Raw genomic sequence first — 15,563 nt, forward strand, 5'->3', positions numbered from 1 at the left:
CAGCCGTTGCACCGCCATGAGCGACAGTTGCGGGTAAAGGGCCTCAAGGCCATAGGCGTGGAGCTTGTCCAGCGCCCGCCCGAGCACGTCGTCGTTGAGGTGCCCCGCCTCAATGCCTTCGCCTATCAGCCTCCCCACGGGCTTGTCATGGAAAAAGGCGGGCGTCAGGTACAGGGCGCGGTTCGCAAACCCCAGCCCGTTCAAAACCATGGCCTTCACTGCCTGCCCCAAGGACACCGTCCGTTTTTCAACGTCCTGCGGGATGATTTTGTCTATCAGTTCCCCAAGGCCGAGTTCGTCAAACATGCCCGCAACCAGCCCCAAGTGGCCCAGTTGTTTGCTGCTGTAGTGTTTGGGGCTTGCCATTGTGCCTGTTTCGGTGTGGGCCGCCATAAGCGCCTTCCTTATGTCTAAAAGGGCGGTATTATGGAGCCGTTTATAAATAATTTGAAGCCAGTAGCCCTATGCGGAATGTCGGCTTTATAATTGACGTTGCTTTCGCCGTCTCCGGCCTTTCCTTCTTAAAATCTCACGTCATGTACTATCAAGGCATAAAAAAAACCATTGTTCTGCGTCCTGTACCGAAACAGCAAGGGTACGGAACCGATATGCACCCCTTATTAACGCGGATTTTTGCCGCCAGAGGTGTGCTGACAGCTGCCGAATTGGACAGAAGCTTAGCGAAACTACCGTCGCCGTGGCTGTTATCCGGCATGGAAAACATGGTCGCGCACCTCATCACCGCCTTGCAAACGCAACAACGCATTGTCATCGTCGCCGATTTTGATGCCGACGGGGCGACCAGTTGCGCGGTGGCGATGCAAGGCTTGCGCTTGCTGGGGGCAGGGCAGGTGGCGTTTATCGTGCCGAACCGCTTTGAATACGGTTACGGCTTAACGCCGGAAATTGTCGAACTGGTCAAGCAACAGCAACCGGATGTGCTGATCACCGTCGATAACGGCATTTCCAGTATAGAGGGCGTTGATGCCGCCAAAGCGGCGGGCATTATTGTCCTGGTCACCGACCATCACCTGCCGGGTACGCACTTGCCCGCCGCCGATGCCATCGTCAACCCCAATCTGCCCGATGATACTTTTCCGAGCAAAGCCATTGCCGGGGTGGGGGTGATGTTTTATGTCTTAATGGCCTTGCGTAGCCGTCTGCGCGAGCTGGGCTGGTTTACCGAGCGGCAACTGCCCGAACCCAATCTGGCGCAACTGCTCGATTATGTCGCCTTGGGTACGGTGGCCGATGTTGTGGCGATGGATGCCGTCAACCGCACCCTAGTGTATCAAGGCTTACAGCGCATCCGTATAGGCCGTGGCCATCCGGGGATACAGGCCTTGATTAAAGTGGCGGGCAAAAATCCGCTGGCGCTCAACCCCAGCGATTTGGGCTTTGCCTTGGGGCCGCGCCTCAATGCCGCCGGACGTATGGACGATATGTCTTTAGGGATTCAGTGCCTGTTGACTGACAGCGACAAACTGGCGACCGACATTGCCATGCAGTTGGATGACCTAAATAATGACCGCCGCGATATTGAAAGCCAAATGAAGTTTGAGGCACAAGCCTTGTTGGCGGATATGAAAAAACTCGACGAACACCGCGCCCCGGCGGGGGTCTGCTTATACGATGCCAACTGGCACCAGGGCGTTATCGGCATTCTGGCCGCACGGATTAAAGACCAACTGCACCGCCCGGTGATTGCCTTCGCCCCGGCGGGCAAGGACTTAATCAAAGGCTCGGCGCGTTCCATTGCCGGGGTGCATATCCGCGACGTATTAAGCGACATCGCCGCCGCCCATCCGAAAATGCTCAGTAAATTCGGCGGTCATGCCATGGCGGCGGGCTTAACCTTGGCGATGCACGATTATCCGGCCTTTGCCTTGGTCTTTGACGAATACGTCCGCAAACGCTTAAACCATGTCGATCTGGAGCAAAAAGTCTACTCGGATGGTGAACTGACCGAGCAGGATATAACCCTAGAACTGGCCGAGCTGTTGCAAAATGCCGCCACTTGGGGGCAGGGCTTCCCGGAACCGATGTTCCACGGCGAGTTTGATGTCGTGCAAGCGCGTATCGTCGGGCAACGCCACCTAAAACTGGTGCTACGCTGCGCCCAAGGCCATTTGCTGATTGATGCGATTGCTTTTTTTATCGACCAACCGGAGCAATGGCTGGGCATAAGACGGATTGTCGCCGCGTATAAGTTGGATATTAATGAGTTTAGGGGGCAGCGTAGTGTGCAATTTATTTTGAATTATTTGGAGAAGTTAGCTTAACCAAAGAGCGTTCGGTCATGGAATCGGTATTGCCTGCCCCGTTCGTTGATGGTGGCTAAAAAGCCTAACGCGGCCATATCGGTGACACCGTGTTCGCGTAGCACGGCATAGAGCTGGTAAAAATCGGTGCTCAGGTCATTGGAGAAAATGCCGGGGTCATCAGACCCCAGAGACACCATAATGTCAGGGTCATTGGGTTTGGCAAAACCGGGTACTTTCATCCAGCGTAGCGAGTGGTGTTCACGGTGGTGCTGGTATTGGCTGACCCGCACATTGCTGGTCGGCAATGTTTCAATGATAACCCGCCGCTGTTGCACATCGGTCATGGCGCGTTGTTGAAGCCGTATCAGCGTCGCTTCATCGAGATACTTGGCATCAACCTCAATTAGTTTTTCGCTGCGTTGCCAAAGGTTGGAGTTTTGCCACCAGTGGGCTAATGAAGTTAAATCCGCACCTTCTTCCTTAGCTTGATGGACAAGCCGCGCCTCTTCGCGCCACGCATCACTGAACGAAGCGGATTGCCAAAACCAAGGGGTTTCTTTATCGAGACAAGCGAAGACAAATTTAGGCCATAGCCCCCTGTGTTGCATTAACATGTCGGCAGCTTCGCAACTCATCGGTTTTGCAAAAATAATCGTCGCCAAACGGGTAACCTCACTTGCCAGCTTTTGGGTGGCTTGTTGGCTGTCGGGGCATTCACGCAGATAACGCCAAGCTACCAGTAAATCCAGCAACCATTCGCCTTGGCGGACTACCAGCTTTGTGGGCATACTCGCCAGCCACAGCTTAGGGTCTATGCCGAGTGCCGTACCATGACCGATACGGTCGCCGTCTTTAATGTCCAGCAATTCCAGTGCGTCAGCCACTTGGCGGATGCCGCTGATAAGATGGGTAAAGTCTTCGCCAGCATGATAGGTTTTATGGGTCAGGCCATGCCGATGGCAGACGCGGAAAAATGGCGCAAAAACCTCTGGTGAGGCATGTAGTTCGTTAGCGGCGGCATCTATGCCGCAGAGCCAGTACCGAAGTAGAGGCCAGCGTTTTAGGGTTTGGCACAGGGCGTTTGTCCGTGTTTCCAGCGAGAGCCGTAATGCGGCATGGCGATAGCTTTTTTCATTATCGTGCTTCCATGACAGTTTAACGAAATGAGCCACTAACGTCAGTTTTAGGTGGGAATGGTGGCCGAGCCTATTAAGTTTCGGTACTTGTTCTTCAAGCGCTGTAAGTATCTTAGAAAGATTATGAGAAGAGGTATTGGCGTTTGTTTTTCCGGTTTGTAGATAACACAGATAAGCACCGAGAATGCTGGTAAGCAACGCACTATTTTTTTCAATGTTTTCTTTAGGGGCAAAGCGGCCTTCTACCCAGCCAGTGCGGCTGTGCTGTTGAATCGTGCCGTTCATTTGCCGAAAGCGATAGTGATAGTCTTTTTCGGCTGGTTCGCGCAAATCCGTTAAGGTGTATTTTTGGAACTGATCAAAACCGTACATATCTTGCCGTTGGACGGTCAGTTGTAAATATTCATTTTGGAGCAGCAAATAAAGGTGTAACAGGCGGTCTGCTAATGGATCTGGGGTTGTTATCAAGCGTTGCAATAAGGTAAGCAACCAATTCATTTCAACCTGTATGGCCTTATTTTCTGCATCGTAAAATCGTCCGTCATCGGCAAAAGGCGAGCCGCTACTGAGTAGCTGTTGGATATTAATAGGCGCACAAGTGGTATTTTGCTTGGCAAGAGGCTCTGCTTGATTGGCAAGGCTCTCTGCCCGACCGTCACTAATAGCAATTAACCAGCACCTTATTTGTTTGGCAAGAAGCAAATTTTGGCGAAGCTTTGCAGGGTTTAAATCGGGATTGATGCTATGGCAAAGTTCTTGGATTTGGGTGTTTTTATCGTATTTTTTGCAAAAATCAGATAGTTCAGCGCGTGGATTGAGTAAAGCGCGTTGCCAGCAAATTTCCGCATGGGTGCTGCCGTTTAGGTGTAAATGGGTTTCGTGTAAGCCTTCACGCGCGATGTAATCCTCCACAGCGGGATCGTATGGGTAGATTAAAGGGCAAAGTCCGTGTGTATTAGTGGGGGTTAGTGTGCCAAAACGGTTGCTTCCATTGCTATGTGCATAGGCGGCGGCTTGTACGGGTAAGCTGGAAATACGGCTAAGCACAGCCTGCCACTCGCCATAAGTATCCAGCACTGCATGAAGTTTGCCGTGTTGAAATTGCAGATAGCCGCTTTCTAAAGCCCCTAGCATAGGGGCAACCCAATTTCCGGATTTGGCGTGATATTGCTCACAAAGCAATTGCCAACGCGAACGGAATACATGATCAGGATGCCTAGACTGCCATGGCTGGTAAGCTAAATAAACCGCTTCTTCCATTCGCTGCGAGACAGGAGTCGAGTAGTCTCCAGAAGCGATAGTGCCTGAGTTTTCACGAAGCGAAGCGGAAGTGAAAATGCAGGCTATACGAAATCGCGTCGAGTCATTGGAGAGCATGTGAGCCACCCCTTGTTGGGTGGCGAGCGAGTGACCAGGACGGCTGGGGCAGCCGAAGGCATAAGCGGTCGCGTGATTTTTGCTGATTGACCGGCAAGGATGCCGAAGCAATCTTTCGCAAAAATAGCGACTCCCCTTTTGTCTTTGGAAATCGCCTGATGAAAAGGGTGGTTTTCCAGCAAAGCTAATAGGTGGTGATTGGCAAGGACGAAAGGGGGGAGGGCGGTTGTGGCGGAGGGATCAATAATCATTATTACATTATAGTGTTGTAAAAGTCGTCAAAATGGAATCCCATTTTTAAAAAAATTTGTCACAAAGAAACTGCTGAAAAAACTCACTTCCTTCGTGACAAATTCATTAAAAAACAAGTTGCTGCTTTCAATGTAGTTAGGAAGGATGCGAATTTCTGGTGTATTGTTAACAGTATGCTAAAGAAGTTACGATGTTTTTTTTTCAGCATTAACAATAATTTCTTTGTTTAATTTATTAAAAATCAATTCGTTACATCCTATATTACAATCTTTTTTAGACTTTATGTTCATTGCTTCCAATATATGTAAGGCATTTTTGTTCTTTATTAAACCCAAAACAATAGGGCATGTGCCAATTATTTGGGTAAATGGAAATTGCTCCATGTTATCCTTATGGGTTTTTATTTTTTCAATAAAATTATCTGGAGAATCATTTGGGTTGATTCTATCGACTCCGGTCTCGATTTTACTTGTGAAATGGTAATAAGATTCTTCAGCAAAAAATGCGTTTATCAGACAGCAAGCAAACAGTTCCATAATTGTTGCAAGGCCATTATTTCGTTTTTGCGAATATCGTATATCTGAAACACTTAGTAAACTGAAATAAAGTCGGGTCCATACTTTTCCTAAAAAGACCGCCGAAGGACGTATTTCATTTTTGAGGTTTTTTGAACGTTCAAGCCAGTCAATTATGCTATCTGCTAACGTATCCAAATTGAGATTAGAAATATCCGGCGTACTATAGCTTGATTGATTGCTATCTTCTGTATTATGAATACCTTCTTGCCATGGCATCCCCGAAATAGTTACAACAGATAATAGTTGCCTCAATTCATTAGTGATTCTAGCTTTCTTGTGGTTAATGCTTAGATCAGCGGGAAAGTTTTCTTCGATAGAGAAAAAGCGTACGATGATTCCTAAAATATTAAAAATAGAAGCATGTGTTTTAGCTTTAGTGTCAGCAATATTTATTATGCTGAAAGCGATTATGGGTATCTGCTCATTTACGGACAAATCAGAAATAATACTTTCTATTATTTCCGAGCCATATCGAGTCAGTCCTATAACGCCATTTCCAATGGAACGTGTATTTGACGTGCCAGCAAGCACGCCGCTAGCATGTCGCGCCCAATTCAGAGTATTTTCGTTACGTCCAATACTGAAATAACTTCTAAAGTGTTGTTCTTTTTTCTTGCTATCCAACGAGTCCCATTTCTCACCTGAAACTAGGTTATATAACATAATACTACCCTGTGCTTGTAGCATATAGTCAATAGCGTAATCAGGACGGCCTTCACAATGGCTGGCAACCTCGGCAGCTAGTGCAACAAAGCAATTTCTTTACTGGGCTGAGGACGCAGGTAACTGCCAGTATCGAACTCTCCATCCTCAAGCACCACTCTGAACACAGCGTCATTAAGAGCGTTTATATCGCCTGCACTTAGAGCATTGACATCTATTTGGTGGGAATGCAAGCTGCCGCGAAACATTGCACGGAAACCTTTAACGACATGCTTAGAAGAAAAATGACGTTCCTCCATATCTTGGGTACAGAATTTGAGCAACTGGGTAACGGAGCGCAGTGGTTGTTTGAGGAGAAACTCTCTGTATAGGCTTAAATCCCTTTCACCTTTAATATACAGGCCTTCTTTTAGTAATTGGTCGATAATTCCATCAAGTGGCTTTGTTAAAGGATCGCTTGCGCCAGCAGCATATTGAACTTTATATTCATAGCTAGGACTTTTCATCAAATCCCATAAAGGTGTCAAATGGGCGCGTTGATGTAAAGGAAAAAGCTTTTTTAGGTATTGGTCTTCAAGATGGTCGATTAATTTTATTTGTTCATCGCTGCGGTGCTTGTCGCGCTCAAAAATGGTTTTGCCCATGTGTTCATAATAATGATCCCGCACCAGTTGGGAATAGAGTTGCAGGTCGCCTGTGATTAACACCACTAAATGAGGGCTATCCAAATAACGGCGGATCATCTCAAGCACTTGCTTGCCTTTAGAGAAATTGGTATCAGCATCGTCAATACTGATAATTAGAGCGTCTTTTTTGAGCAACACACAACTATCTTCAATGAGCTTTTTAAAGGTTACTGCCAATTCCATGCCGCTTTGCGCCCGCTCTAACCCCCAATTTAAAAAAGCTTCTTCATCTATCCCCTGTAATGGATTATTTTTCTCATCTAATAACTGCAAGCCCCCAGCCAGCTTTTTAAATTGCTTACGCCAGCTTTCGTATTTGTCTTCATCAATCGTGAAATGTCGGCAGAACTTTTGTTCGTCAATTAACTGTTTAAGCTTGTATAGCACAGAAAGAAAAATATGCTCGCCCGTTTCTACTTGCGTAGGGTCTATTTCTATGAGGAGAGCTAATTTACTATTATTATCGGTTGTCAGCTCTTTAGTCACCGATTTTAAAAAAGTAGTTTTTCCCGCGCCGCGTGTGCCGTCAATAAAAAAAACCGTACCCCTGGCATCATCATTAAAATCAGAAAGCTCTTTTTGTCTGGTGGGATTGGCATAATATTCAACCCGTTTATTGATGTCCTCACAAATTTTTTCGAACGCTTCATATTGAATCAGGCGGAGCTTGGAATTATCTTTGCTGCCTGAGTCATTTCCTGTCGGCAGATTATTGGTAGTAAGATCAAGGATGATTGTTTTAGGGGTAATAAGGTCAACGAGCATGGTCATACTGAATCCAAAATAGGGAAGGGGCGTTTATCAATCGCTAGATAGGTTAATAAGTATAGTGGTTGATGCAAAAATGTACATAAAGTATTTTTTCCCCGCTTTTTAAGCTTTGAATGGCGATAAAATAAACTTGTCGATTAAGGCCTTTTGGGTTTTAGAAGGTTAAGCCGTTTGGGCTATTGCTTACAGTGAAAATTAGGCATAAAAAAAGGGCGGTCAATAGACCGCCCTTTTTTGTACCACCTAACGCTGAAAAATTATTTCTTTTTCTCAGGTGCTGGTTTTGCCGCTTCGGCAGGTTTTTTCTCTTCCGCAGCAGCAGGGGCTTTTTCTTCGGTCACTTCTTCAACCACGACTTCTTTGGCTACAGTTTTGCCGTCTTTGTCTTTGATTTCTTCTTCAACGACGACTTCTTCGGTGACGGGTTTGGCGGCATCAGCGGCGGCGGGTTTAGGCGCTTCGGCAGGTTTGGCTTCGTCTTTCAGCGGCATTAAGATGTCGACTTTTGCTTGTTTACGCAAAGTTTCCAACATGGCTTGGACTTTTTTGCGTTGCAGCATCGGGGTCAGTTGTTCTTTGACGGCTTCAATCGGCGGTGGGGTTTGGGCGCGTGAGTCTTCACGCAAAATAACGTGCCAGCCGAATTGGGTTTGGACAGGTTCTTTGGTGTATTTGCCTTTTTCTAAGGCGATAACCGCTTTGGAGAACGGTTCGACCATTTGGTTGGCGACAAACCAGCCTAAATCACCGCCGTTTTGGGCTTCTTTGCCATCTAAAGAGTTTTTGTTAGCCAGTTTGGTAAAATCGGCGCCTTTGTCCAATTCGGCGATCAGTTTTTTCGCTTCGGCTTCAGTTTTTACCAAGATGTGGCGGGCTTTGTATTCGGTGGTGTTATTGCCGCCTATTTTGCTGTCGTATTCGGCTTTGATTTCCGCGTCAGTGACAGGGTTGGTTTTCATGAAGTTTTCGATTTCTGCTTGGGTCAGAATCGCTTTTTTGGCTTCTTCCAAACGGCTGATAACATCGGCGCCTTTATCCAATTGTTTTTGTTCGGCATCTTGCACTAACAATTCGCGTTGGATCAGTTCTTCCAAGAGCTTTTCTTTAGGGAAGCTTTGGCCTTGGGCGCGTTCGGCAATTTCTTTTTCCAGATTGTCGAAGGTCGCTTTGGCGATGTATTTGCCGTTAACGACAGCAATGGCATCGGCTTTGTTGACAACAGGGGCGGCGGCGGGGGCTGATGCGGTGCTGCTGCCTGAGGTTGGGGCTTTTTGGTCACAACCTGTGGCAATCAGGGCAGTGCTAACGATCAGCAAGGGGATAAAGGCTTGTTTCATTACGGTGTTCCTTTTTAGTTTTGTTCAGAGGGTGAGAGGGCATTAATGCCTAAGGCATGAATTTGTTGTTTCATCAGCTCGCCGAGGGCTTTATAGACCAGTTGGTGGCGTTGCACCAAGGATTTGCCCTCGAAGGCTTCGGCAACGATAGTGACATGGTAGTGCCCGCCGCCGCTTCTGGCACCGGCATGACCCGCATGGGCGGCACTGTTGTCTAATATTTCCAGCACTTCGGGGTGGAACGCGTCGGTTAACGCGGTTTTAATAAGGTTGGTTGTCATTGGGGAAATACTTTTTTAAAGGGTTTAACGGTGACGGTGGCATATACGCCCGCGTCAAGGTAAGGGTCGCAAGCCGCCCAGTCTTGGGCGGCTTGCAGGCTGGCAAATTCGGCGACCACTAAGCTGCCGGTAAAGCCGGCTTCGCCAGGATTGTCGCTGTCCACCGCCGGATGGGGGCCGGCCAAGACAAGGCGGCCTGCATCCTGCAGGGCCTGTAGCCGCGCCAGATGGGCGGGCCGTGCCGCTAGCCGCAGGCTGAGGCTGTCAGCGACATCTTCGCTGATAATGGCATATAACACTTATTCCTCCGTTTCGGGCAGGTGTTTATAAAGGTAGATCATTTGTAGCACGATAAACAGCACCATCATGCCGGGTACGCCAAAGGTTTTGAAGGTGACCCATTCGTCGGTGCTGAAATGGAACATGACATAGACATTGATAAAACCGACGCTGGTGAAGAAAATGCCCCACAGTAAGTTAAGGCGTTTCCAGATCGGTTTTGGCAAGGTCAACGTAGCAGACATCATCCGCTCGACAAAAGTTTTCTCGCCGAAAATTTGGCTGCCAAAAAAAGCCAAACCGAACAGCCATTCGATAATGGATAATTTCCATTTGATGAATTGTTCGTCTTGCAGATACAGCGTCGCGCCGCCCATGACCACGACCAAACCTAGGGTTATCAATTGCATGGCCGGAACGTGGCGGTAACGTAGCCAAGAATAGCAGACCTGAATGCTGGTGGCTGCCATCATCACGGCAGTGGCGACATAAATGTCATAAGTTTTATAGGCGATAAAAAATAAAAGGATGGGGACAAACTCAAGGAGTTGCTTCATAACGGTTGTTTCATAAGCGGTGTTGGCCAGGTGCGGACGGCTATCGGGAGGGTGAACAGTCACTGTGGCGGTTCAAAATGTCTTCATTGTAGAAGTTTTAGCGAGGAATGTACATGTTTGAATGGCGGTTTCTGCTAGAATGTCCCTTCTTAACCGGAGGTAAATAATGACAGAAAATAGCCTTATAGAATTGGAGGCGGCGGCATTCAGACGCTTGCTCAAGCACTTACAGGATCATCCTGAAGTACAGAATATTGACCTGATGATACTTGCCGACTTTTGCCGTAATTGTTTGGCGAAATGGTATGCGGAAGCGGCGCAGGAGCAGGGTGTCGCCATTGACTATGAGCAGGCCAGGGAGTTTGTTTATGGTATGCCGTATAAGGACTGGAAAAACCAGTTCCAACAAGATGCTAGCCCCGAACAGTTGGCGGCTTATGCGCGTAAACAGGAGCAAAAATGACCAGTACCGCCCCATACCATGCGATGTTTTCAGGCGCTATCGGTAAAGATTACGAGATGTTGAAGCTGTTGTCGCCGTTAGCGGTGGAAATGAGCCGACTGGTCGGTGTGACGGTCAGTGAGTTTCCAAAACCGCCCGGGCAAACCCTGCATGTCGTCGAATTGGGCGGTGGTACGGGTATCACTACCTTGTCGATATTAGCGGCGCGGGAAGCTTTGCACGTCCTCAGTATCGATAATGAGCCGGTGATGCAAAACCAAGCCAAGCAGAATTTGCAAGTTTGGCAACAGCAAGGCAAGCTGGCGTTTTGCGGCGATGATGCCTTAACGGCTTTACAGGCCTTGCCGAGTGCAAGTGTCGATGTGGTGGCTTCGGCTTATACCTTGCATAACTTCCCTAACACTTACCGCCAGCAGGTTATCGCGGAAATCTTCCGCGTTTTAGTGCTGGGCGGGCTGTTCGTGAATGGCGACCGTTACGCGCTGGATGATGTCGATTTACACACCCGCACGACCCAAGCCGAGGTCAGCGGTTATTTCCGCATTTTGGTGGCGGCTAATAAGCTGGATTTGTTGGAGCATTGGATTGTGCATCTGTTCAGCGACGAATCGGCCAACCACATTATGCGCGAGACCTTGGCTTTGGAGGATTTGGCGGCGGTTGGTTTTACCAGCATCTGTTTAAGCCAGCGTTGTCAAGTCAACGCGCTGGTCACGGCACATAAGCCGCATTAGCCCCAAGCACTTGAATCTCAGTCATTCTTAAGGCCTTAAGCCCTGTTGACAAGCGTTTGATGAGCTGATATTTTCGCCCTTTGGCACTCTCTCTGTACGAGTGCTGATTTCTGTTATTTGTCGAGGTCGGTGTGGGCAAGCATACGCAATTATTAAATGAACGGTCACTGCAATTATTAAAAACCCTGGTCGAGCGCTATATCAGCGACGGCCAGCCGGTGGGTTCTAGGGCTTTGTCGAAAGACTCGGATTTAAACTTAAGCCCGGCGACTATCCGCAATGTGATGGCGGATTTGGAAGATTTGGGTTTGGTGCATTCGCCGCACACCTCCGCCGGGCGGATACCGACGGTCAGCGGCTACCGCCTGTTTGTCGATAGCCTGTTGACGGTGCAGCCGTTAAATGTCCAAGAGCTGAGCCGTCTGCAAGGGACGCTGGCGGCCCAGCATGATCCCAGCAATATGATCGGCGTGGCGTCGCGGTTGTTGGCGGACCTGACCCAAATGGCGGGTGTGGTGACTTTACCGCGTCGGGAGATTGTCTGTTTTCGGCATATCGAGTTTTTGCCTTTGTCCCATAACCGGGTGTTGGTGATTTTTGTCACTAACGAGCAGGAAGTACATAACAAAATCATTTTGACCGCCAAACACTTTAGCCCCGCCGAATTGCAGCAAGCCGCCAATTACATTAATTCCATGTACGCAGGGCGTAGTTTGAATGCGGTGCGCGAAGCCGTGATGAAAGATTTGCGCGATGATCAGGAGCGTGTCAACCAAGGCATGTTGGATGCGATTAGCATGGCGCAACAGGTGTTTAATCAGAACGAGCAAAAAGACGATTATGTGTTGGCGGGCGAAACCAATTTGATGGGTTTTTCGGAATTGGCTGACCGCGACCGTTTAAAAAACTTGTTTGATGCCTTTTATCAGAAGCAGGGCGTTATCGATTTGCTGGACCAGTGCATGAAGGCCGATGGCGTACAGATTTTTATCGGCGAAGAATCCGGTTATCAGGCTTTTGACCATTGCAGCTTGGTGACTTCTTCTTATTCCGTCAGCGATGAGGTGGTCGGGGTGTTGGGCGTGATAGGCCCGACCCGTATGGCTTACGAAAAAATCATCCCTTATGTCGATATTACCGCAAAATTATTAGGCGCAGCCTTGAATCCTAAATCGACACCCCCATTGTAGGCCTAAGCTATCTGTATTCTACGCCCTGTAGGCCGTAGTCAGGCGCGTTTTAAACGGTGTGGTGGTTTTATACGGTTAGCGAAGCCGTTCGTGCTGAGCTTGTCTAAGCCTTGTGCTGAGCTTGTCGAAGCCCTGTGCTGAGCTTGTCGAAGCAAAAAAAACGGCTTCGCTAACCCGTAAGCTATCCGCTACCCATGACACATACCCACTAACATCCCATAAAGGTAGAGATAATGAGTAACGAGCAGGAAATCCCGGTAACGCCAGTAGACCCTGAAATTCAGGCCGACGTACCCGCCGAGGCGGCCAGTGCAGAGGCCGCAGAAACGGTTGACGAGACTGAGATCATGGAGCCGGAATTGACCGTGGAAGGTCTGAAAAAAGACTTGGCGCAGGCGCAGCAAAAAGCCCAAGAAAATTGGGATAAGGCGTTGCGTATCCAGGCGGAAATGGAAAACCTCAAACGCCGTACCCAAAAAGATTTGGAAGATGCGCATAAATTCGCCCTGACCGGCTTTGCCAAAGAATTGTTGCCTGTGCTGGACAGTTTGGTATTAGGTCTGCAAGCGGCGACAGGCGATAGCGAGCAGGTGCAAAAATTCCGTGAAGGCAGCGAGTTGACCATCAAGCAGTTTGAAGCCGCGTTGGCAAAATTTAATGTCGTCACTATCGACCCAGTCGGCGAACCGTTCAATGCCGAGCATCACCAAGCGATGGTTATGCAGGTGGTCGAAGGGGCGGTGCCGAATACGGTAGTGACCGTGTTCCAAAAAGGTTATTTACTGAACGGACGTTTGCTCCGTCCGGCGATGGTTGTCGTCGCTAAAGCAGCAGATTGATAACAGGCTTGAAATTAGAAAAACCAGCCTCATATCGTCCATAACAACAAACATTTTTACTAAATTCAAGTCTGGAGAATTCAATGGCTAAAATAATTGGCATAGATTTAGGAACCACCAATTCCTGCGTCGCGGTACTGGAAAACGGTGTCGCTAAAGTTATCGAAAACAGCGAGGGGGCGCGTACTACGCCTTCTATCATCGCGTTCAGCAGCGACGATGAAGTGTTGGTCGGCCAATCGGCAAAACGCCAAGCCGTCACTAACCCTAAAAACACCTTATTTGCTATCAAACGTCTGATCGGTCGCCGTTTCAAAGACGACGTGGTACAAAAAGACATCAAAATGGTGCCTTACAATATCGTTGAAGCCGAAAATGGCGACGCATGGGTCGATGTGCATGGCAAAAAAATGGCCGCACCGGAAATTTCCGCCCGCGTGTTGATGAAAATGAAAAAAGATGCCGAAGCGTATTTGGGCGAAACCGTCACCGAAGCGGTCATCACCGTCCCTGCGTACTTTAATGACTCACAACGTCAAGCAACTAAAGATGCCGGACGTATTGCAGGTCTGGACGTTAAACGTATCATCAACGAGCCGACTGCGGCGGCGTTGGCGTTTGGTATGGACAAACCGAAAGGCGACACTAAAATTGCCGTGTATGACCTAGGCGGCGGTACCTTTGACATTTCTATCATTGAGATTGCCGAAATTGACGGCGAACATCAGTTTGAAGTGTTGGCGACTAACGGCGACACCTTCTTAGGTGGCGAAGATTTTGACTCGCGCGTTATCGAATACCTGGCGGAAGAATTCAAAAAAGACACCGGCGTGGATGTCCATAACGACCCATTGGCGTTGCAACGTTTGAAAGAAGCGGCGGAAAAAGCCAAAATCGAATTGTCTTCCAGCCAACAAACCGATGTTAACTTGCCGTACATCACCGCTGATGCTACTGGCCCAAAACATTTAAACGTTAAACTGACCCGCGCCAAATTGGAAGCGTTGGTTGAAGAGTTGATCAACCGCACTAAAGGCCCTTGCGAAATGGCGCTGAAAGATGCCGGTTTGTCTGCAAAAGACATCAACGACGTTATCTTAGTCGGTGGCCAAACCCGTATGCCGAAAGTCCAAGAAATGGTTAAGGCCATTTTTGGCCAAGAACCCCGCAAAGACGTTAACCCTGACGAAGCGGTGGCTTTGGGCGCGGCTATCCAAGCGGGCGTTTTGGGCGGCGAAGTTAAGGACGTGTTGTTGCTGGACGTTATCCCACTGTCTTTAGGTATCGAAACCCTGGGCGGTGTCATGACCAAGCTGATCGAAAAGAACACCACTATCCCAACCAATGCGTCACAAGTGTTCTCGACGGCAGATGACAACCAAACCGCAGTGACCGTGCATGTATTGCAAGGTGAGCGTGAAAAAGCGTCGGCCAACAAATCGTTGGGCCGTTTTGACTTGGCGGACATCCCACCTGCACCACGCGGTGTGCCACAAGTTGAAGTGTCGTTTGATATTGATGCTAACGGTATCTTGAACGTATCGGCTAAAGACAAAGCGACCGGCAAAAAACAATCTATCGTGATTAAAGCGTCTAGCGGTTTGTCTGATGACGAAGTCGAACGTATGATTAAAGATGCCGAAGCCCATGCTGACGAAGACCGTAAACTGACGGAGTTAGTCCATGCGCGTAACCATGCCGACACCATGATCCATGCGACCGAAAAGTCCGTGAAAGAGTTGGGCGACCAAGTCAGTAGCCAAGAGAAAACCGAGATTGAGCACGCGGTAGAAGCGTTGAAAGCGGCACTGAAAGGTGACGACAAAGACGACATCGAAGCCAAAACCAATGCCCTGACCGAAATATCCGGCAAATTGGCGGAACGCGTTTATGCCCAAAAAGGCGCGGCAGAAGGCGGCGAAGCCCACAGCCAAGCTGGCGGCAGCCACCACGCGGCAGATGACGGTGTAGTCGATGCCGAGTTTGAAGAAGTGAATGACGATAAGAAGTAAGGTGCGCTTGGGTTAATGCCATAGGCGTTAACCCTATTCTTACCGGAAGCCGGAAGTTGTCCTAATGGGATGGCTTCCGGCTTTTTTGTGTGCTGACGGTGTGGGTATTTAAGTATAATAGCGTTACTCTGGCGACAAATAGGG

At 48.7% G+C, this 15,563-nt stretch carries 14 protein-coding genes; 6 read left to right on the forward strand and 8 right to left on the reverse strand.

Annotated elements, in window-relative coordinates:
• Positions 1-393 (reverse strand): DUF4277 domain-containing protein (locus AADEFJLK_RS12130; RefSeq protein WP_146054594.1); only part of this gene is annotated, 393 nt, incomplete at its 3' end.
• A gap of 143 nt (positions 394-536) precedes the next feature.
• Here AADEFJLK_RS12130 and recJ point away from each other — a divergent pair.
• Positions 537-2,282 carry a single-stranded-DNA-specific exonuclease RecJ gene (gene recJ / locus AADEFJLK_RS12135; protein WP_103974470.1) on the forward strand — a complete coding sequence of 582 codons (1,746 nt, stop codon included), beginning with the start codon at positions 537-539 and terminating at the stop codon, positions 2,280-2,282.
• On the opposite strand, the gene AADEFJLK_RS12140 is transcribed toward recJ, so the two are convergent.
• The 7 genes from AADEFJLK_RS12140 to AADEFJLK_RS12175 form a co-directional block, all read right to left on the reverse strand.
• The gene (locus AADEFJLK_RS12140) at positions 2,279-4,534 is read right to left on the reverse strand and encodes an amidohydrolase family protein (RefSeq protein ID WP_103974471.1); all 2,256 of its coding nucleotides are present in this window, start codon (positions 4,532-4,534) and stop codon (positions 2,279-2,281) included. The two genes, recJ and AADEFJLK_RS12140, sit on opposite strands and share 4 nt — an antisense overlap.
• Before the next feature lie 680 nt (positions 4,535-5,214).
• The gene (locus AADEFJLK_RS12150; protein ID WP_146054578.1) at positions 5,215-6,270 is read right to left on the reverse strand and encodes a hypothetical protein; all 1,056 of its coding nucleotides are present in this window, start codon (positions 6,268-6,270) and stop codon (positions 5,215-5,217) included.
• A 77-nt stretch (positions 6,271-6,347) separates the two neighbouring features.
• Positions 6,348-7,727, reverse strand: coding sequence for a P-loop NTPase fold protein (locus AADEFJLK_RS12155; protein ID WP_103974474.1), 1,380 nt, complete (start codon positions 7,725-7,727; stop codon positions 6,348-6,350).
• A gap of 257 nt (positions 7,728-7,984) precedes the next feature.
• A complete protein-coding gene (locus AADEFJLK_RS12160; RefSeq protein WP_103974475.1) occupies positions 7,985-9,064 on the reverse strand; it encodes a peptidylprolyl isomerase in 1,080 nt (359 codons plus the stop codon).
• A 14-nt stretch (positions 9,065-9,078) separates the two neighbouring features.
• Positions 9,079-9,345, reverse strand: a complete 267-nt coding sequence (locus AADEFJLK_RS12165) for a BolA family protein (protein WP_088618812.1) — start codon at positions 9,343-9,345, stop codon at positions 9,079-9,081.
• Positions 9,342-9,644 (reverse strand): YciI family protein, encoded by a 303-nt coding sequence (locus tag AADEFJLK_RS12170; protein WP_088618813.1) that lies wholly within the window; start codon positions 9,642-9,644, stop codon positions 9,342-9,344. Before AADEFJLK_RS12170 ends, AADEFJLK_RS12165 begins: the two co-directional genes overlap by 4 nt.
• Entirely contained in the window at positions 9,645-10,181 is a 537-nt protein-coding gene (locus AADEFJLK_RS12175) for a septation protein A (protein WP_103974476.1), read from the reverse strand. It abuts the gene before it with no gap.
• Between the two features lie 166 nt (positions 10,182-10,347).
• On the opposite strand from AADEFJLK_RS12175, the gene AADEFJLK_RS12180 reads away from it, so the two are divergent.
• From AADEFJLK_RS12180 to dnaK, 5 genes are all read left to right on the forward strand, one after another.
• On the forward strand, positions 10,348-10,644 hold the full coding sequence (locus AADEFJLK_RS12180) for a DUF1244 domain-containing protein (protein WP_103974477.1): 297 nt from the start codon (positions 10,348-10,350) through the stop codon (positions 10,642-10,644).
• Positions 10,641-11,378 carry a class I SAM-dependent methyltransferase gene (locus AADEFJLK_RS12185; RefSeq protein WP_103974478.1) on the forward strand — a complete coding sequence of 246 codons (738 nt, stop codon included), beginning with the start codon at positions 10,641-10,643 and terminating at the stop codon, positions 11,376-11,378. The genes AADEFJLK_RS12180 and AADEFJLK_RS12185 overlap by 4 nt, the downstream gene beginning before the upstream one ends.
• 131 nt (positions 11,379-11,509) lie before the next feature.
• A complete protein-coding gene (gene hrcA, locus AADEFJLK_RS12190) occupies positions 11,510-12,568 on the forward strand; it encodes a heat-inducible transcriptional repressor HrcA (protein WP_088618817.1) in 1,059 nt (352 codons plus the stop codon).
• Positions 12,569-12,801: 233 nt separating this feature from the next.
• Entirely contained in the window at positions 12,802-13,407 is a 606-nt protein-coding gene (gene grpE / locus AADEFJLK_RS12195; RefSeq protein ID WP_088618818.1) for a nucleotide exchange factor GrpE, read from the forward strand.
• Positions 13,408-13,490: 83 nt separating this feature from the next.
• Positions 13,491-15,419 carry a molecular chaperone DnaK gene (gene dnaK / locus AADEFJLK_RS12200; protein WP_103974479.1) on the forward strand — a complete coding sequence of 643 codons (1,929 nt, stop codon included), beginning with the start codon at positions 13,491-13,493 and terminating at the stop codon, positions 15,417-15,419.
• Positions 15,420-15,563: the final 144 nt, after the last annotated feature.

Origin of the sequence: Methylovulum psychrotolerans (assembly GCF_002923755.1) — a bacterium.
Taxonomy (GTDB): domain Bacteria; phylum Pseudomonadota; class Gammaproteobacteria; order Methylococcales; family Methylomonadaceae; genus Methylovulum; species Methylovulum psychrotolerans.